Below are 18,269 nucleotides of genomic sequence, written 5' to 3' on the forward strand. Positions count from 1 at the left end.
CTGTGGGGTCAGCACCGGCACTTCGCCTTCACCGCCCGTTTCGGCGCGGTCGCGGCAAATTCCACCGGGGTCAGCTTGCCATCCTTGTTGCCGTCCGCAGCGCCGAAGCGATCCGATGTCGCGACCGCCCATTCCTCGAAGGACAGCAGATTGTCGCCATCCTTGTCGAGCGCTTTGAACGCCTTGGTGCGGCTGCCCAGCATCTCGATCCGGGTGATGACGCCATCGCGGTTGCGATCGTAGCGGGCAAAGCGCCGCTGTTCGCGGCTTTGCGGGCTGGCCTCGGCGGGCATGGGCGGCGCGTCGCCGGTGGCGTCGGCATCACCTTCGGGCAGACCTTCAATCTGCGGAGGCGGTGGCGGGGCGAGGGCCAGTTGCGGCACCGGCTGTTGGTTCGCCCGCCCCTGCCACCAGAACAGGCCGCCCGCGACCAGCAGCAGCATCGCCATCGCGCCCGCCAGCAATCGCCCCATTCCCTGTTCTCCTGTCGCCGCCTCGTCAGCCCATCCTAGCGCCCGAACAGCGCAACCCGCAACAGCCGCAGCGCCAGGGCGCGCGGCATCCCGACCGGGGCGCGGCGTCCGGCCAGCACATCCCGTCGGGCGAGTGTATAAACGATCCGCAACGGCTTCCACCGGCGCGGCCAGGCTGGCGGCGCGTCCGTCACCAGAGCGCGAGCCAGCGCCAGCGCTTCATCGGCCAGTCGCTCGTCGCCAACATGGCCGGACAGGTCCCACAGCGCCCAGACCTGCCCCGCCTGCACCAGCCAGTCGGGCGCTTCCGTCTCCCCCGCCAACGCCCGGAACAGCCCGCCGCCCCGACCGAAGGCGTAGGTGCGCAGCCCCTCGACGTCGATCTCCGGCTCCACCACCAGGATTTCCCAGCCGTCGATCATCGCGATCAGCCCCGGCGCGGCAATGGCCCCCGTCGCCCGCATCGCGTCGATCACCGGCTCCCCCTGCCCTTTGACCCCGGCAGCATCATAGATGACGTCATTCCACCAGGCCAGCCGCATCTGACCGATCGCGGGTTCACGGGTGGAGCGCGCGATATGCGCCAGTCGTCCGTCATAGGCCCAGATCGCCCGATGCCGCGCGGAATCCGCCCCGGCATGGGCACTCAGCAGCGCCGCCAGTGGGGACAGACCATCGTCGGGCGCGGGGATTATCGGTCCTTTAACCATCTTCCTCATACACATTCTAACCAGTGGGCCTGCATAGGCGAACAGAATTGCCCCACCCGGACATGGGGGGTGTTGGGCGCGACATGGGTGATTGCGGACAGATGGGCAAGCAGATCAATCGGACGAACGGGTTTCTGGCCCGGCTGGCGCATAACCAGGCCGGCAACACCCTGGCCATCGTCGCGGCGTCGGTCATCCCGCTGGCGGGCCTGATCGGCGGCGGCATCGACATCAGCCGACTTTATCTGGCAAAGACCCGCCTTCAGCAAGCCTGCGACGCGGGCGCGCTGGCAGGGCGCCGCTCCATGTCGGGCATCACCTGGACGACAGGCGCCAGCAGCAATGAGGAAACCGCCAAGAATTTCTTCAACCTCAACTTTCCCGCAAACAAATATGGAGCGGGAACACCGGCCATCGCCTATACCGCATCAAACACCGGTGCAGTGACCGGCACTGCGTCCGTCGCGGTGCCGATGACGCTGATGAAATTGTTCCACGTCACCAGCCGCACCATTTCGGCCGAATGCACGGCGGATTTGCAACTGCCCAACACGGACGTCATGTTCGTGCTCGACACCACCCTGTCGATGAACGACATTAATCCGGGCGACAGCGAAAGTCGCATCATCGTGCTGCGCAAGGCGGTCAAGGATTTCTACGATGCTTTGCAACTCGTTAAACCGGCGGGCAGCCATATCCGCTATGGCTTCGTGCCCTATTCCTCGACCGTCAATGTCGGCATGTTGCTCAAGCGCAACTGGATTCAGGACAATGCGATCTATGATTCCCGCGTGCCGGATGGGACTTCCGTCATTCCGGGATCAACGCAGGGCGCCACAACCAGCAAAACCACGTCAGTAGTAGATAGTGGCAATACATCGACCGGCACCAAATATCAGGGTTCGTCGGAAACATGCACCGCGCCCGCCAATTCGCTAAGCGATAGCTATACTGCATGGTCAGCATGGTCGCCGTCTGCCACCGCCCTGCCCCGGTCCCGGACGCGCGTGCGCACCCGCAACGGCGTGACCTATTCAGCGGGCCTGACTAACGGCGTCTGCTGGATCACGCCGACCAACTATAATAATTTGAAGGAAACCTACACCGAAACCGTGTCGGAAAATCCCAACGCGGGTAACCAGAATGCCGATGGGACAGCCTATCACTGGATTTACAAGCCAGTGACCTACTCAATGGCCAATTTGAAGGGCACCGGCTCAGGCGATGATTTGGTGACTGGCGGCTTTTTCATGGCACCAGTGACCAATAATTTCGGTACGGATCGAAAAATCAGCTGGACGCAGACCAACGCCTGCATCGAGGAACGCGCGACCCGTCGCAATAATGAAGGGACCGATGTTCCCCGCTACGATATGGACGTTGACCTGATCCCCGATTCAACCAAGCCTGAAACGCAATGGAAACCCTTCCTGCCTGGGGTCGTCTATGGCCGTCGCGGCGGTAGCGCGACTGCCACGACAGGCTGGGAGTATAGCGGCGCAGCAGCGACCTATACGCGGGTGGTCACGCCCAATGCCACGACCAATTATTACACGCCCAACGGGTCCACATCCCAATATGCCGCTTGTCCGACCTATGCGCGGAAGCTGGCGGAAATCGACTCTTCCACCCTGTCGACCTATCTTTCCGCGCTCGTACCCGCCGGCTATACCTATCATGATATCGGCATGATGTGGGGTCTGCGGCTGATGTCACGCGAAGGCTTGTTCGCGGCAGAACATGCTACAGCGGAATCGACGGGACGCTACGCCCGCAACCTGATCTTCATGACCGATGGTGAAACCGACACGCGCATCGGCAGCTATGACGCATGGGGCCTGTCGGCGGTCGCCCGGCGTCGTACATCCACGGCGTCCATCCCGACCAATGCCGATCAGAACGCCATCACGGAAGCTCGTCTCACTGAATTGTGTACGATTGCCAAAACCCAGAAGAATATCACCGTCTGGGTCATCGCCTTCGGCACCAATCTGAGTACGATGTTGTCCAATTGCGCGTCGCCAGGCCGTGCCTATCAGGCGGACAATGCGGATCAGCTGACCACGACCTTCTCACAGATAGCGTCGCAGATCGCTCAATTGCGGATCACACGATGAAACGCGCTGGCTCGCGATGGCCCGGCATGGGGCTGCTGCGCGCCCTGCGCGGGGACAGGCGCGGGGCGACGATCCTGGAATTCGCCTTTGTCGCGCCGGTGCTGATCCTGATCCTGATGTTCCTGTTCGACACGGCCTATTATCTCTACGCCCGCGCGATCCTGAGCGGGGAGGTGCAAGCGGCCGGGCGCGCATCGGGCCTGGAAACTGCGACCCAAGCCAACCGCGACGCGCTCGACAGTGGCGTGGAAACGGCGGTGAAGCGGCTGGTCGGTGCGGGCAATGTCGCCTTCACGCGCATGGCCTATAAATCCTATGGTCGCGCACAGTCGAAGGCCGAAGCCTTTGTCGATGGCAATGGCGACGGCCTGTGCAACAATAATGAGACCTTCGATGACGCCAATGCCAACAACGTGCGCGACCTGGATTCGGGCGCGAGCGGGCAAGGCGGCGCGAAGGATGTGACCATCTACACGGTGACGCTCCGTTACAATCGTATCTTCCCGATGGCCTATCTGCTGGGCTGGCCACAGGAAGTGACCATGGCGTCCAGCACCATCCTGCGCAACCAGCCCTTCGACAAGCAGTCCGAACCCGTCACCGGCAATTGCACATGAGGATCACAGTATGACCGCGATTCTCCCTTTCTCCCACGCGCGAAGCGACAGATGGCAGCGTCATGCGCAACGTCTGCGGCGCAGTGAAAGCGGCATGGCACTGGTGGAATTCGCCATGGTCCTGCCGTTCCTGATGATCATGGCGACCTCGGCGCTGGAACTCACCAACTATGCCATCACGGTCAAGCGGGTCGGCGAACTGGGCGTGATGGTGTCGGACAATGCGTCCCGCATGGGTGCGCAGAGCGCGATCAACAACAAGCCGATCAGCGAAGCGGAAATCAACGATGTATTCATCGGCGCGGATCTTCAGGCATCGGGCCTGAACCTGGCAGCCAACAGCCGCATCATCCTGTCCAGTCTGCAATTGAACAGCGACGGCGGACAAACGATCAAGTGGCAGCGCTGCTTTGGATCGGTCGCCTATTCCTCAGCCTATGGCGCGCAGGGCACCGGCGCCACCGGCACCGGGTTCGCGGGCATGGGACCGACCGGCAAGCAGTTGAAAGCCGCGGCTGGCACCGCTGTGATGTTCGTTGAAATCCGGTATCGCTACAAACGACTGATGCCGCTCTTCTGGTTGCCGCTCAGCGACATTACCGAAACGTCGGCGTTCAACGTCCGCGACAGTCGCGACCTGACGACGGTCTATAATACGGAAAATGTCACGGCCTCGACCTGCTCGGCATAGACCGGCACGAGAGATGACGAAACGGGCAGCGTTGATCCGCTGCCCGTTTCTGAACACCTATTTGTAGCAGACCTTCTTGGCCGCCGCGACGACGCGGGCGGCGTCGATCAGGGCTGCCTTCTCAAGGTTTGCGGCATAGGGCAGCGGCACATCCTCATTGGTGACGCGCAGGACCGGGGCGTCGAGATCGTCGAAGCCCTGTTCCATGACCACGGCGGCGATTTCCGACGCGATCGAGCAGGTCGGCCAGCCTTCTTCGACCACGACGAGGCGGTTGGTCTTTTTCAAGCTCTCCAGCACCGTTGCCGTATCGAGCGGGCGCAAGGTGCGCAGGTCGATGACTTCGGCGTCGATGCCCTCTGCCGCCAGCGTTTCGGCAGCTTCCAGCGCAAGGCCGACGCCGATCGAGTAGCTGACCAGCGTGACGTCGCTGCCCGACCGCATGATCCGCGCCTTGCCGATCGGCAGGATATAATCATCGACCTTGGGCACGTCGAAGCTGCGACCGTAGAGCAGTTCGTTTTCGAGGAATACGACCGGGTCCTGGCTGCGGATCGCGGCCTTGAGCAGACCCTTGGCATCAGCCGCGTCATAGGGCGCGATGACGATCAGGCCGGGGACGGCAGCATACCAGGGGGCGTAATTCTGGCTATGCTGCGCGCCGACGCGGCTGGCCGCGCCGTTGGGACCACGAAACACGATCGGGCAACGCATCTGGCCGCCCGACATATAGTTGGTCTTGGCCGCCGAATTGATGATGTGGTCGATCGCCTGCATGGCGAAATTGAACGTCATGAACTCGACGATCGGGCGGAGACCACCCATCGCCGCGCCGGTGCCGATACCGGCAAAGCCATATTCGGTGATCGGCGTGTCGATGACCCGCTTGGCACCAAATTCGTCGAGCAGACCCTGGGTCACCTTATAGGCGCCCTGATATTCGGCGACTTCCTCGCCGATCACGAACACGCGCTCGTCGCTACGCATTTCCTCGGCCATGGCGTCGCGCAGCGCTTCGCGGACCGTGGTTTTGACATATTCGGTGCCGGCAGGCAGGCTGGGATCAGCCACGGTCGCCTTGACCGCAACCGGCTTTTTCGGCGCTTCGGGTGCGGCTTCGGCCTTGGCCGGCGCGGCGGCCTTCGGCGCAGGAGCAGCTTCTTCGCCACCTTCGCCCGCCATTTCGGCGATGACCGTGCCGACCTTCACGCCTTCGGTGCCTTCGGCGATCATGATCTTGCCGATCTTGCCTTCGTCGACCGCCTCGAACTCCATCGTCGCCTTGTCGGTTTCGATTTCGGCCAGGATGTCGCCCGAACGGACGTCATCGCCTTCCTTGACCAGCCACTTGGCCAGCGTACCCTCTTCCATCGTCGGCGAGAGCGCCGGCATCTTGATTGCGATACCCATTAATATTGCTCCACCAGCACGTCTGTATAGAGTTCGGCCATGTCCGGCTCAGGCGAGGTTTCGGCGAAATCCGCCGCTTCGCTGACGATCTTGCGGATGTCCTGGTCGATCTTCTTGAGTTCATCCTCACCCACGCCTTGCGCGGCGAGATAGGCTTTGACGCCTTCGATCGGGTCGGACTTGTCGCGCATCGCCTGGACTTCCTCACGCGACCGATATTTGGCCGGGTCGGACATGGAGTGGCCGCGATAACGGTAGGTTTTCATTTCCAGCAGGATCGGGCCATTGCCGCCCTGCACCCATTTCAAGGCTTCCTCAGTCGCGCCGCGCACGGCCAGCACATCCATACCGTTGACCTGGATACCCGGGATGCGGAAGCTTTCGCCACGGCGATAGAGCTGGTCCTCGGCTGATGAGCGGTTGACGCTGGTGCCCATGGCGTATTGATTATTTTCGATGACGAAAATGATCGGGAGCTTCCACAGTTCGGCCATGTTGAAGGATTCATAGACCTGGCCCTGGTTGGCCGCGCCGTCGCCGAAATAGGCGACGCATACGCCGCCATCGCCATTATATTTGTGGGCAAAGCCGAGGCCCGCGCCCAGCGAAACCTGCGCGCCGACAATACCATGGCCGCCAAAAAATTTATGTTCGACGCTGAACATATGCATCGAACCGCCCTTGCCGCGGGAAATGCCCGCTTCACGGCCCGTCAGTTCGGCCATGATGACATTGGGGTCGATACCATAGGCCAGCATGTGGCCATGGTCGCGATAGCCGGTGATAACGCTGTCCTTGCCGGGCTTGAGCGCCGACTGGATGCCGACCGCGACCGCTTCCTGGCCGATATAGAGGTGACAGAAGCCACCGATGAGACCCAGGCCGTAAAGCTGCCCGGCCTTTTCCTCGAAACGGCGGATGAGGACCATCTGCCGGTAGAATTCCAGCAACTCTTCCTTGGATGCCTTGTAATCAGTGGGAGTTTCAGGGCGAGGCCGGTTATGGTCCGCGCCGGCAGCGGGTGCAGCCGCCTTTGCCGTTGCGCGTGAAGGACGCGGCGTCGTTGGTTTCGCCAAGGCTCTTATCCTTTTGCGTGGGGTAGGATGGAAGGAATGGCGATATAGCGGCAGAACCGCCAATAATGCAACGGCGGACCCCGCGGAATCCGGGCAGAACCAATAGACTGCGCAAAAATATGATGGCTCGGAGCGCGCTGCGTCAAATGGGAGGCTGTCGCGCGCTCCAACTTTTTATTGTCGCATCGTTTCAGGCGAAAAACCGGTTACCCCTTTTTCGCACGATGCTCAGTTGAGCGGAACGATCACTTCATCATGATGGATGACGCCAAGCTGGCGGCGGATCAGTTCGTCGGCCAGATCGGGATCGACGCGGCGGGGATCAAGCGCTTCGACGCGGTTGCGCAGTTCTGCTTGCGCGGCCTTGGTCGTTTTCAGTTCCGCCTTGGCCGTGCGCAGTTGACGCGAATAGTCGCCCCACGCCAGCACCCCGTTCGACCCCAGCACGACATAACCGGCAAAGACGAGCAGGAGCAGCAGCGCGACCGCCGGGCCAAAGGCCGAGAAAAGAAGGGAACGAAGCTTCGCGATATGCGCCATGGCCAAGATGAATCACAGGGAGGGGCTGGCCGCAAGTAAAAAATGGTTAACTTGCGGCCAACCGAATCCTGACGGATTTTAGCGGAAGATCGAGCGACCGGCGTAGACGGCAACGTCGCCCAATTCTTCCTCGATACGGATGAGCTGATTATACTTGGCAAGCCGGTCGGAGCGCGCCAGCGAACCGGTCTTGATCTGGCCGCAGTTGGTGGCGACGGCCAGGTCCGCGATGGTCGCATCCTCGGTCTCGCCCGAACGATGCGACATGACGGCGGTGTAGCGCGCGCGGTGCGCCATATTGACCGCCGCCAGCGTTTCGGTGAGCGTGCCGATCTGGTTGACCTTGACCAGCAGCGAATTGGCCAGCCCCATGTCGATGCCCATCGCCAGACGCTTGGGATTGGTCACGAACAGGTCGTCGCCGACCAGCTGGACCGAACCGCCAATCTTGTCGGTCAGCGCCTTCCAGCCCTCAAAATCATCCTCGCTCATGCCGTCCTCGATCGACTTGATCGGATAGTCGGCGCACAGGGCAGCCAGATAATCGGCCATTTCGACCGGGCTGAGCGACAGGCCTTCGCCCGAAATCTCATATTTGCCGTTTTTGAAAAATTCGGTCGCGGCGCAATCGAGCGCCAGCACGACGTCGTCGCCCGGCTTGTAGCCAGCCTTCTCGACCGACAGCATGATGAAGTCGAGCGCGTCGCGGGTCGAGGCGATGTTGGGGGCAAAGCCGCCCTCGTCACCGACCGAGGTCGCGAGACCCTTGTCATGCAGGCCCTTTTTCAAGGTGTGGAAGATTTCCGAGCCGATCCGCACGGCGTCCGCGATGCTTTCGGCACCGACCGGCATGATCATGAATTCCTGGAAGTCGATCGGATTGTCGGCATGTTCGCCGCCATTGATGATGTTCATCATCGGCACCGGCAGGACATGCGACGACACGCCGCCGACATAGCGATAGAGCGGCAGCCCGCGTGCGTCCGCCGCGGCCTTCGCCACCGCCAGGCTGACGCCCAGGATCGCGTTCGCACCCAGGTTCGACTTGTTATCGGTGCCGTCGAGTTCGATCATCGCGGCATCGACTTCGCCCTGATCTTCGGCATCATAGCCGACCAGCGCGTCAGCGATCTGGACATTGACTGCCTCGACTGCGCCCAGCACGCCCTTGCCCATGTAGCGCGACTTGTCGCCGTCGCGCTTTTCCACCGCTTCATAGGCACCGGTGGATGCGCCCGATGGCACGGCGGCGCGGCCGAAGCTGCCATCCTCCAACATGACATCGACTTCGACGGTGGGGTTGCCACGGCTGTCGAAGATCTGGCGGGCGTGAATGTCGAGAATGGCGGTCATGGTCGCTCCCTGAAATATGGCCTGCGCTGCGGCAGGACGCCTATTTTCGCGCTCCGCTTAGCCAGCGACCCGGTGCTTGGCAATGCAGAGGGGCTTGCATGGGCCGAAAAAATGCCGATGGTCGAAATTGGAACGGCTACGGAACTGTGAGCGACCGCAAAGCATTTGACCAAAGTATCAATTGCTGCGCCGCACGCCCCAGCCGCGCAACCGAAAGGGAGACTTAGGACCATGGCTGACACGCCCGAAACCCCGCCCGTCAAGACCGCAGCGAACAAAAGCGCAGCGAAGAAGTCGGTAGGCAGGCCGCGCAAGGCCAAGCCGGTCGAAGCCACCGCCGCCAGCGTGCCTGCGGTGAAGCCCGTCAAGGCCACCCCGGTGCGTAAAACGCCCGCGCGCAAGGCTCCTGCGGCCAAGGCGGCCAAAAAGCCGGGCAATGGCGCAGCCTCCACCGGCTGGGCCGCGCAGATTGCGCCGATCAAGGCGAAGGCGGAACAAGCCGCCAAGTCCGCGACCGATGCGCTGGGCGCTGTCGATTGGAAGTCGCATATCGACCCGATCAAGGAACAGGCGGGTAAAACCGCCAAGTCCGCCGCTGGCGTCGCCAAGGAAAAGACCGGCACCGCCATGCAGAGCCTGGCCAAGCTGATCGCCGATACGGCAGGTACGGTCGATGCCAAGCTGGGTCCGCAATATGGCGACTATGCCCGGCAGGCGGCCGAATCGGTCGCTGGTGCGGCGGATTCGCTCGACAGCAAGGATGTCGACCAGCTGATGACCGAAGCGCGCGACTTTGTGCGTAAAAGCCCGGCGGTCGCGATCGGCGCGGCGGCAGTGGTCGGCTTCGTGCTGATGCGTCTGGCCAAGGGTTCGGACAGCGACGCCTGACATCTGCGCAAAAGCTGCGGCAAGCGCGGCGGAGGTTGATTTGACAGAGATGCCAGCGGAAACGGCGGTGACGCCGCACGCCGACGGGCCGGACGATAGCGCGCCCGATGAATCGGTGCGCGACGTCTTTGCCCGTCTCTATGCCGATGGTCGTGCCTATGCGGCGGCGGAAGCGGACAAGCAGAAGGCGCGCGCGGGCCTGATCGGCGCAGGCGTGCGCGACGCGGCGATCTTTGCCGGGGTTGCGATCATGCTGGTCTTTGCCACGCTGGTCGCGTTCCTGATCGGCCTGATCATCGCGCTGGCGCCACAGCTTGGCCCGCTTTGGGCGACCTTCGCAGTGCTTGGCGCCAGCCTGCTGGTGGCGATCGGCCTGTTGCTGCTGGCGAAGGCGCGGATTTCCCGGATGAAGAAAGCGATTACGCCATGAGCGGTGCAGGGCGCTATCAAGAGGCTGTGGCGCGGGCCGAGGCAGCGAAACAAAGCCTGATTTCCAGCGCTCAGGCGGCAAAAGCGCGTATCACCCCCGCCCGGCTGAAGCAGGATGCCACGGCCAAGGTGGTGGACGTTGCCATGGACGGGATGGCCTATGCCGCCGCCACCGCGCGTCAGCGGCCAGCCATGGTTGGCGCGGCTGGGGTCGCGCTGCTCCTCTTCTTCGCCCGTCGCCCGCTGGCGGCACTTTTTGGTCGGCTGGGCGTTCAAAATGACGACACAAACCCCGACCATTCGGAGACTGATGATGGCTGATATTCGCGCCCAACTGAGCCGCGTCCGCGAAGCGGCGAATGATGTCGCGTCGAGCGCGACGGACAAGATCAAGGATGGCACGGAAAAGGCGCGCGAAGGCGCGGGCGAGCTGATCCAGACCAGCCGGGAAAAGGCAAGCGAAGCCTATGGCGACGCACGCGACCGCACGCAGAAGGTCGCTGCGCGCGCCAACCAGATTGTGCAGGAGCATCCTGTCGTTGCTGTCGCTGGTGCAGTCGCTGCTGGCGCAGTGATCGCATGGATGTTCCCCAAGAGCCGCGCAGCGATGAAAGCCCTGCCGGGCCTCGCCAGCACCGCCGGTGCGCGGCTGGTCGAGGCAGCGCTGGCTGCGCGGTCGGCGGCATCGGATGGCGCGGAAACGATCAAGCAGGGTGCCAGCGATCTGGCCGCCACGGCACGCAAGACAGCCGCGTCGAGCGACCTGCCCGCCAAGGCATCGCACATCACAGAAGACGTGGTGGCAATGGTCACCACCAAGATCGACGCCCTGGCCGAAGCGATCAAGGCGCGATTGCCGAAAAACTAATCGCAACGGCGGGAAAAGCACGCAGTTGCTGCCTTGCTCCCCCTTGGATGGACGCTGCACCGCTGCTAGGGTCAGCGTTCACCCAAGCGAGGATAAGATAACACCATGAGCAAAATGCATCTGGTGATGGGCGGTCGCGTTACCGATCCACAGACACTGGAATTTCAGGACCTGAGCAAGGTCGATCTGGTCGGCGTGTTCCCTGACTATGCGTCGGCCGAAAAGGCGTGGCGCAGCGCGGCACAGCGGACGGTCGATGACGCGGAAATGCGCTATGTCATCGTGCATCTGCACCGACTGCTGGAACCGGACCTGCCGTCCGCTTGATAATTTAGTTCAGGGGCTGGGGCGGTTTGCGGAAACGCCAGCGCAGCAGCGGGCGCGTCAGCACCAGCCCCACCAGAAAACCGCCAATATGGGCAGCGATGGCGATCTGGCCCAGATCGCCCAGACCACCAGCGGTCGCGATGCCGATCATCAGTTGCAAGCCAATCCACGCCGCCGCCAGCCAGAGCAGGCGAACGATGTTGGCCGATAGCGGCCCGATGCGGCGCACCGTCTGCTGACTGTAGAGCAAGGCATAGGTCGCCATGATCGCCGAGATCGCGCCGCTGGCGCCAACCATCGGATTGGTCGATCCGGGGTCTATCGCCCATTGCGCGGCGCAGGCACCATAAGCGCCGACGAGGTAAAGGCAGAGCGTACCCCCCTTCCCCAGCACCTGTTCGACCTGCCGCCCGCAAAAGACCAGCATCAGCAGGTTGAAGCCGATATGCAGCCAGCCCGCGTGGATCAGCGCGCAGCTGAGCGGCGTCAGCCAGGCCGGGACCGCCGCCATGCCCTCCAGCAGAGCAGGGTCGCCAATCCGCGCCGGGATGAAGCCGCCAATGATGGCGGCGTCATCGGTGCGGCCAGTGAAATGGAGCAGCAGAAATGCGACGAAAGTGATCGCCGCAATCCCGTTGGTCATCCTGCCTGCGGGTAATTTCACGGTCAGATGAAGGCGATTTTTTCGACCTGGTAGAATTTGTCGCCCGCCGGGACCGACACTTCCACATCCTCGCCCACCGTGCGACCGATCAGCGCGCGGCCAAGCGGGCTGTTATAGGAAATCATGCCAAGCTTCGCATCGGCTTCGGCCTGACCCACGATCTGATATTTGACCGGCTTGTCATCCTCATCAAGCAAGGTGACAGTCGCGCCGAACACGATCTTGTCGCCCGACAGGCTCTTGGGATCGATGATCTGCGCGCGCGACAGCTTGTCCTCCAGATCGGAGATGGTCGCTTCGACCTGGCCCTGCCGTTCCTTGGCGGCGTGATATTCGGCATTTTCGGACAGGTCGCCATGTGCCCGCGCTTCTTCGATGGCGTCAACGATCAATGGCCGTTCAGCCTTGAGTTCGCGGAGCTGCGTCATGAGCTTGTCATAGCCCATCTGCAACATCGGCATCTTCTCAACGGTCGCCATTATGCAAATCCTTCGTCAAAACTTCCCTTTGGCGGCGACCAACATGGTGCCACCCGCAGCGTGTGTCCTTGTGCAGGGGATCAGGCTTGCGACAGGGGATAATAGGACTGGAGCGACCGCACTTCAAGGGGATGGTCCCGTAAAGCCTCGATCGCGTCAGCAGCGGCGACGCTGGCAGCGGCCGTGGTGAAACTGGCAATCTTCGCCCGTAGAGCCGATGTGCGGATCGCCTTGCTGTCCTTGAGGGACTGCCAGCCTTCGGTGGTGTTGAAGATCAGCTGCACGTCGCCGTCTGTGATCCGATCGACAATGTGCGGACGACCCTGCGCCACCTTGTTGACCGTTTCCACCGCCAGGCCATTATCGGCCAGGAAGGTGGCGGTGCCGCCGGTCGCGATGATGCGGAAACCCATGGCGGCCAGCTTCTTGGCAGCGGGCAGGATGACCTGCTTGTCACCATCCTTCAAGGATATGAACACCGTGCCGCTGGTCGGCAGCATGGTGCCTGCCCCGATCTGTGCCTTGGCAAAGGCGGTCGCGAAATCGCTATCGATTCCCATGACTTCACCGGTGCTTTTCATTTCCGGTGAGAGGACCGGATCGACGCCGGGGAAGCGACCGAAGGGGAATACCGCTTCCTTGACCGCGACATGGTTGATCGCGTTGCGGTCGATCACGGGCAGGTTTTCGAGCATCTCGCCCGCCATCACCCGCGCCGCGATCTTGGCGATGGGCGTACCAATCGCCTTGGCGACGAAGGGGACGGTGCGGCTGGCGCGCGGGTTGACCTCGATCAGATAGACGGTGCCATCCTTGACCGCGAACTGGATGTTCATCAGGCCGCGGACCGACAGGGCGTGCGCCAAAATTTCGGTCTGCCGTTCGATTTCCGCGATGATATCATTGCTCAGGCTATAGGGCGGCAACGAGCAGGCGCTGTCGCCCGAATGGACGCCGGCTTCCTCGATATGCTGCAACACGCCCGCCACAACGACATCGACGCCATCGCACAGCGCATCGACATCGACCTCGATCGCGTCGCGCAGATATTGGTCGATCAACACGGGCGATTCGCCCGATACCAGAACGGCGGTGGTGATATATTCTTCCAGTTGCGCCTGCCCGTCGACAATCTCCATCGCCCGGCCACCCAGCACATAGCTGGGGCGCATGAGGACGGGATAGCCGATGCGGTTGGCAACCGCGATCGCCTCCTCGCGGCTGCGGGCAATGCCATTGTCGGGCTGGCGCAGCTTGAGCTTGTCGATCAGCGCGGCGAAACGCTCGCGATCTTCGGCCAGGTCAATGGCGTCGGGCGACGTGCCCAGGATCGGGATGCCCGCATCCTCCAGCGCCTGCGCCAGCTTGAGCGGCGTCTGGCCACCAAACTGGACGATGACGCCCTTCAATGTCCCGTTCGACTTTTCGATGTCGAGGATTTCCAGCACATCCTCGGCGGTCAGCGGCTCGAAATAGAGGCGGTCGGACGTGTCATAGTCGGTGGACACGGTTTCCGGGTTGCAGTTGACCATGATGGTTTCATAGCCAACGTCGCTCAGTGCAAAGCAGGCGTGGACACAGCAATAGTCGAACTCGATCCCCTGCCCGATCCGGTTCGGCCCGCCGCCCAGGATCACGACCTTTTCGCGATCGGTCGGCGCGGATTCATTTTCCGCCTGCCCGAAGATCGGCGCTTCATAGGTCGAATACATATAGGGCGTTTTCGCCTCAAACTCGGCGGCGCAGGTGTCGATGCGCTTGAATACCGGGCGCACGCCAAGCTTGTGGCGCAGCGCGCGCACCTCATCTTCGGTCACGCCGCCGGTCATCGCCTTGACCGCCTCGTGGATCAGGCCTGACCCGCGCGCGATGCCGCGTTCCATGCCGCGCAGATTGGCGGATTTGAGCGCGAGATAGGCGAGGCGCTTGTCGGAAAAGCCCATAGATTTGAGACGACGCATCCCGTCCGCATCGCGCGGCAGGCCATTTTCGATGACTTCGCCCTCCGCCTCGACAATCTCCTTGATCCGTTCGAGGAACCAGGGGTCGAACTTGGCGATATTGTGGATTTCCGCAACGGTCAGCCCTTCGCGCAACGCCTGCGCGGCGACCAGCAACCGGTCGGGCGTGGGCTGCGACAAAGCGGCGATGATGTCATCCTTGGGCGCGTCTACCAGATGATCGACATCGTTGAAGCCGCACAGACCGGTTTCCAGACCGCGCAGCGCCTTCTGCATCGATTCATGGATATTGCGGCCAATCGCCATGACTTCGCCGACCGACTTCATCGCGGTGCCGAGCAAAGGCTCTGCGCCCTTGAACTTTTCGAACGCGAAGCGCGGGATCTTGGTCACGACATAGTCGATGGTCGGCTCGAAGCTGGCAGGCGTCGCGCCTGTAATGTCGTTGGTGATTTCGTCGAGCGTATAGCCCACCGCCAGCTTGGCCGCGACCTTGGCGATCGGGAAGCCGGTGGCCTTGGATGCGAGCGCCGAAGAGCGCGACACGCGCGGGTTCATCTCGATCACGATCAGGCGGCCATCCTTGGGATTGACCGCGAACTGTACGTTGGAACCGCCTGTTTCGACGCCGATTTCACGCAGCACCGCAATGGATGCGTTGCGCATGATCTGATATTCCTTGTCGGTCAGCGTCAGCGCCGGCGCAACGGTGATGCTGTCCCCGGTATGGACGCCCATCGGATCGACATTTTCGATCGAGCAGATGATGATGCAATTGTCGTTGCGATCCCGCACGACCTCCATCTCATATTCTTTCCAGCCGAGCAGCGATTCCTCGATCAGCACTTCGGTGGTGGGCGATGCGTCCAGGCCACCGCGCACGATGGTCATGAACTCGTCGCGATTATAGGCGATGCCGCCGCCGGTGCCGCCCATGGTGAAGCTGGGGCGGATGATGGAAGGAAGCCCGGTAAATTCCAGCGCCTCCAGCGCCTCCTCCATGGAGTGGGCGATGCGCGAACGGGCGGATTCCAGCCCGATCTTGTCCATGGCGTCGCGGAACTTGATCCGGTCCTCCGCCTTGTCGATAGCTTCAGCGTCCGCGCCGATCATCTGGACGCCGTACTTCTCCAGCGTGCCGTCATTGAACAGGGCCAGCGCGGTGTTGAGCGCGGTCTGCCCGCCCATCGTCGGCAGCACCGCGTCCGGCCGCTCCTTCTCGATGATCTTCGCCACGATTTCGGGCGTGATCGGCTCGACATAGGTGGCGTCGGCAAATTCCGGGTCGGTCATGATCGTGGCCGGATTGGAATTGACCAGGATGATGCGATAGCCCTCCTCTTTCAACGCCTTCACCGCCTGCGTGCCCGAATAATCGAACTCACACGCCTGGCCGATGATGATCGGACCAGCGCCGATAATGAGGATGGAGGAGATGTCGGTGCGTTTGGGCATTATTTGGCGCTCAATGCTAAATATGAAAAATAAGCTGACGCGCAGGCTGCGACAGCAGCGATGAGGCTTGTAATCGCAACTACAATGTTGAGCCCCTGGCGTCTTGTGATGCCTAAGATGTGTAGGAAATAATGTTGAATTCGCAAAATTTTGACCCGGCGCAAGCCTTTTGCTGAAAACTCAAAACCGGCATGTGTTGTATACCCATCATCTTCAAAAAGAGCGCGTCCCCAACCTGATCGCTCCCACGTTGCCAGCAAAATGGTTGTTGGCACCTTCTGCCCTGTCGGCGCTTTACCATCCACAGAAACGACGTGCCGACCTTCAGCAAGCGCTTCATATCCCAACAGTAGGAAAAGCGCTTTGCTTTCTTCGCGAAATCGAACGGCGGTTGGCTTCACTGGCTCCATTCCTTTGTCCGACAAAATAGACAAGCAACAGAGACCATATACGAATACGTCGGGCTCGTGATCGTACTCAATGCACCGCCCCCGTCCGAGCCTCGCACCCCCAACCGTCATATTCCACGCCGCACAATATCTCGATCTGCAAACATTTCTTCGTCAACGCGCGGATCGACGCCTCATCTACCGCCTGTTCGCATTCCAGGAACAGGAACAGGTCGCCATCCTCATCTTCTTCGCGGTCGAGTTCGACCATGCCGAACTGGCTGGCGATTTCCAGGACGCGGTCGAAATCCTTGTCATTGCCCTTGAAGCTGACGTCCACCGCGCGCGGGATCATGGCCTTGTCGCCATTGGCGGCGAGGTTGGCGAGGACTTCGCGGTCCGCTTCCCATTCGGCGGCCAGGCGCGCTTCATCGACGGGGGGCAGTTTGATACTCATGCCGCCACCGCTTTTTTAAGGCCATCGACGAAGCGCTGGAACAGGTAGAAACTGTCCTGCGGGCCGGGCGAGGCTTCGGGGTGATACTGGACCGAGAAGGCGTTTTTGTCGGTCAGCGCAATGCCGCAATTGCTGCCGTCGAACAGCGAGACATGGGTCGCGCGCACATTGGCGGGGAGCGTGGCGGCATCAACCGCAAAGCCGTGGTTCATGCTGGTGATTTCGACCAGCCCGTCCTCCAGCCGCTTGACCGGATGGTTCGCGCCGCGATGGCCCTGATGCATCTTGATGGTTTTTGCGCCCACAGCCAGACCGAGCAACTGGTGGCCGAGGCAGATGCCGAACACAGGAATGTCCGCGTCCAGCACCTGCCGGATCACCGGCACGGCGTAAGCGCCGGTCGCGGCGGGATCGCCCGGACCGTTGGAAAGGAACACGCCGTCGGGGCCAAGCGCCGACACCTGATCAAAGGTCGCAGTGGCGGGCAGCACGGTGACGCGCGCGCCGGCCTTTACCAGGTTGCGGAAGATATTGTTCTTCGCGCCATAATCGATCGCGACGACATGGGGGCGGCTATCATCCCCCTCCCGCTTGCGGGAGGGGTTAGGGGAGGGCATGTCCGGGGTGTCGGCTGTAACAGCCCCTCCCCCGACCCCTCCCGCAAGCGGGAGGGGAGAAGAATAGCCCACGCCCAGCGTCCATGGTCCGCCTTCCCACAACCGACTGTCCTTGCCCGTGACTTCGATGGCGAGGTCCATGCCCTCCAAGCCCGGCCAGGCGGCAGCCTTGGCGGCCAGCGCGGCTATGTCGAACTTGCCGTCGGGATTATGGGCGATGACGATGTTGGGCGCGCCCTTTTCGCGGATCATGCGGGTCAGCGCGCGGGTATCGACGCCTGACAGGCCGATGCGGCCATGGTCGCGCATCCACTCGTCGAATGGCTGGACGTTGCGGAAATTGCTCGGCTCCGTCACGTCCTGGCGCACCACGCAGCCCAGCGCGAAGGGCGTGTCCGCCTCGACATCGTCGGCATTGGTGCCGACATTGCCGATATGGGGGAAGGTGAAGGTCACGACCTGGCCTGCATAGCTGGGGTCGGTCATGATTTCCTGATAGCCGGTGATCGCGGTGTTGAAACAGAGTTCGCCCACCGCTTCGCCCACAGCGCCAAAACCACGGCCGAATACGGCGGAACCATCGGCAAAAACCAATACCCCTGTCGCTCCTTTAGGCACAATGAGGGTCTTGGCGTCAGCCATGGTCGGGTGGTCCTTTTTTGCTTTTGCGGGGTCCCGTCTGGTGCGGGTTAAACGGCCGGTCACCTATGCCTGTGCGGCGTCGCGGTCAACGCCTGTTAAAAATCTC

At 61.9% G+C, this 18,269-nt stretch carries 20 protein-coding genes; 8 read left to right on the plus strand and 12 right to left on the minus strand.

Annotated features, from left to right (window positions below):
- Positions 1–8 precede the first annotated feature (8 nt).
- Positions 9–473: a hypothetical protein gene (locus Q0D44_RS13935; protein ID WP_294137198.1), complete on the minus strand. Its 465-nt coding sequence runs from the start codon at positions 471–473 to the stop codon at positions 9–11.
- A 35-nt stretch (positions 474–508) separates the two neighbouring features.
- Positions 509–1,183, minus strand: coding sequence for a hypothetical protein (locus tag Q0D44_RS13940; protein WP_294137200.1), 675 nt, complete (start codon positions 1,181–1,183; stop codon positions 509–511).
- A gap of 83 nt (positions 1,184–1,266) precedes the next feature.
- On the opposite strand from Q0D44_RS13940, the gene Q0D44_RS13945 reads away from it, so the two are divergent.
- From Q0D44_RS13945 to Q0D44_RS13955, 3 genes are all read left to right on the plus strand, one after another.
- Positions 1,267–3,300 carry a TadE/TadG family type IV pilus assembly protein gene (locus Q0D44_RS13945; RefSeq protein WP_294137201.1) on the plus strand — a complete coding sequence of 678 codons (2,034 nt, stop codon included), beginning with the start codon at positions 1,267–1,269 and terminating at the stop codon, positions 3,298–3,300.
- Complete coding sequence (locus Q0D44_RS13950; protein WP_294137202.1) at positions 3,297–3,917, plus strand: TadE/TadG family type IV pilus assembly protein; 621 nt, start codon at positions 3,297–3,299, stop codon at positions 3,915–3,917. Before Q0D44_RS13945 ends, Q0D44_RS13950 begins: the two co-directional genes overlap by 4 nt.
- A 94-nt stretch (positions 3,918–4,011) precedes the next feature.
- A complete protein-coding gene (locus tag Q0D44_RS13955) occupies positions 4,012–4,608 on the plus strand; it encodes a hypothetical protein (RefSeq protein WP_294137203.1) in 597 nt (198 codons plus the stop codon).
- Positions 4,609–4,665: 57 nt separating this feature from the next.
- On the opposite strand, the gene Q0D44_RS13960 is transcribed toward Q0D44_RS13955, so the two are convergent.
- The 4 genes from Q0D44_RS13960 to eno all read right to left on the minus strand — a co-directional run bounded on the left by Q0D44_RS13960 (position 4,666) and on the right by eno (position 8,987).
- Positions 4,666–6,018 (minus strand): pyruvate dehydrogenase complex E1 component subunit beta, encoded by a 1,353-nt coding sequence (locus Q0D44_RS13960; RefSeq protein WP_294137204.1) that lies wholly within the window; start codon positions 6,016–6,018, stop codon positions 4,666–4,668.
- Positions 6,018–7,094, minus strand: a complete 1,077-nt coding sequence (pdhA, locus tag Q0D44_RS13965; protein WP_119744282.1) for a pyruvate dehydrogenase (acetyl-transferring) E1 component subunit alpha — start codon at positions 7,092–7,094, stop codon at positions 6,018–6,020. Before pdhA ends, Q0D44_RS13960 begins: the two co-directional genes overlap by 1 nt.
- A 228-nt stretch (positions 7,095–7,322) precedes the next feature.
- Positions 7,323–7,634 carry a septum formation initiator family protein gene (locus tag Q0D44_RS13970; protein ID WP_294137206.1) on the minus strand — a complete coding sequence of 104 codons (312 nt, stop codon included), beginning with the start codon at positions 7,632–7,634 and terminating at the stop codon, positions 7,323–7,325.
- Between the two features lie 78 nt (positions 7,635–7,712).
- Positions 7,713–8,987, minus strand: a complete 1,275-nt coding sequence (eno, locus tag Q0D44_RS13975) for a phosphopyruvate hydratase (RefSeq protein WP_294137207.1) — start codon at positions 8,985–8,987, stop codon at positions 7,713–7,715.
- 231 nt (positions 8,988–9,218) lie between these two features.
- On the opposite strand from eno, the gene Q0D44_RS13980 reads away from it, so the two are divergent.
- From Q0D44_RS13980 to Q0D44_RS14000, 5 genes are all read left to right on the plus strand, one after another.
- Positions 9,219–9,875: a hypothetical protein gene (locus Q0D44_RS13980; protein WP_294137208.1), complete on the plus strand. Its 657-nt coding sequence runs from the start codon at positions 9,219–9,221 to the stop codon at positions 9,873–9,875.
- Positions 9,876–9,915: 40 nt separating this feature from the next.
- Entirely contained in the window at positions 9,916–10,305 is a 390-nt protein-coding gene (locus Q0D44_RS13985; RefSeq protein WP_119744286.1) for a phage holin family protein, read from the plus strand.
- Positions 10,302–10,625: a hypothetical protein gene (locus Q0D44_RS13990; RefSeq protein ID WP_294137209.1), complete on the plus strand. Its 324-nt coding sequence runs from the start codon at positions 10,302–10,304 to the stop codon at positions 10,623–10,625. The genes Q0D44_RS13985 and Q0D44_RS13990 overlap by 4 nt, the downstream gene beginning before the upstream one ends.
- Positions 10,618–11,172, plus strand: a complete 555-nt coding sequence (locus tag Q0D44_RS13995) for a hypothetical protein (RefSeq protein WP_294137329.1) — start codon at positions 10,618–10,620, stop codon at positions 11,170–11,172. Before Q0D44_RS13990 ends, Q0D44_RS13995 begins: the two co-directional genes overlap by 8 nt.
- Positions 11,173–11,277: 105 nt before the next feature.
- Positions 11,278–11,499, plus strand: a complete 222-nt coding sequence (locus tag Q0D44_RS14000) for a DUF4170 domain-containing protein (protein ID WP_294137210.1) — start codon at positions 11,278–11,280, stop codon at positions 11,497–11,499.
- Between the two features lie 4 nt (positions 11,500–11,503).
- On the opposite strand, the gene Q0D44_RS14005 is transcribed toward Q0D44_RS14000, so the two are convergent.
- The 6 genes from Q0D44_RS14005 to carA form a co-directional block, all read right to left on the minus strand.
- Entirely contained in the window at positions 11,504–12,142 is a 639-nt protein-coding gene (locus Q0D44_RS14005; RefSeq protein ID WP_119744290.1) for a rhomboid family intramembrane serine protease, read from the minus strand.
- 23 nt (positions 12,143–12,165) lie between these two features.
- On the minus strand, positions 12,166–12,642 hold the full coding sequence (gene greA / locus Q0D44_RS14010; RefSeq protein WP_006963282.1) for a transcription elongation factor GreA: 477 nt from the start codon (positions 12,640–12,642) through the stop codon (positions 12,166–12,168).
- 80 nt (positions 12,643–12,722) lie between these two features.
- Entirely contained in the window at positions 12,723–16,058 is a 3,336-nt protein-coding gene (gene carB / locus Q0D44_RS14015; protein WP_294137214.1) for a carbamoyl-phosphate synthase large subunit, read from the minus strand.
- A complete protein-coding gene (locus Q0D44_RS14020; protein WP_294137216.1) occupies positions 16,058–16,459 on the minus strand; it encodes a hypothetical protein in 402 nt (133 codons plus the stop codon). Before Q0D44_RS14020 ends, carB begins: the two co-directional genes overlap by 1 nt.
- A 76-nt stretch (positions 16,460–16,535) precedes the next feature.
- Positions 16,536–16,904: a ribonuclease E inhibitor RraB gene (locus tag Q0D44_RS14025; RefSeq protein ID WP_006963288.1), complete on the minus strand. Its 369-nt coding sequence runs from the start codon at positions 16,902–16,904 to the stop codon at positions 16,536–16,538.
- Entirely contained in the window at positions 16,901–18,163 is a 1,263-nt protein-coding gene (gene carA / locus Q0D44_RS14030; RefSeq protein ID WP_294137218.1) for a glutamine-hydrolyzing carbamoyl-phosphate synthase small subunit, read from the minus strand. Before carA ends, Q0D44_RS14025 begins: the two co-directional genes overlap by 4 nt.
- Between the last annotated feature and the right edge of the window lie 106 nt (positions 18,164–18,269).

This window comes from Sphingobium sp. (assembly GCA_023266575.1).
In the GTDB taxonomy this organism is placed as follows: domain Bacteria; phylum Pseudomonadota; class Alphaproteobacteria; order Sphingomonadales; family Sphingomonadaceae; genus Sphingobium.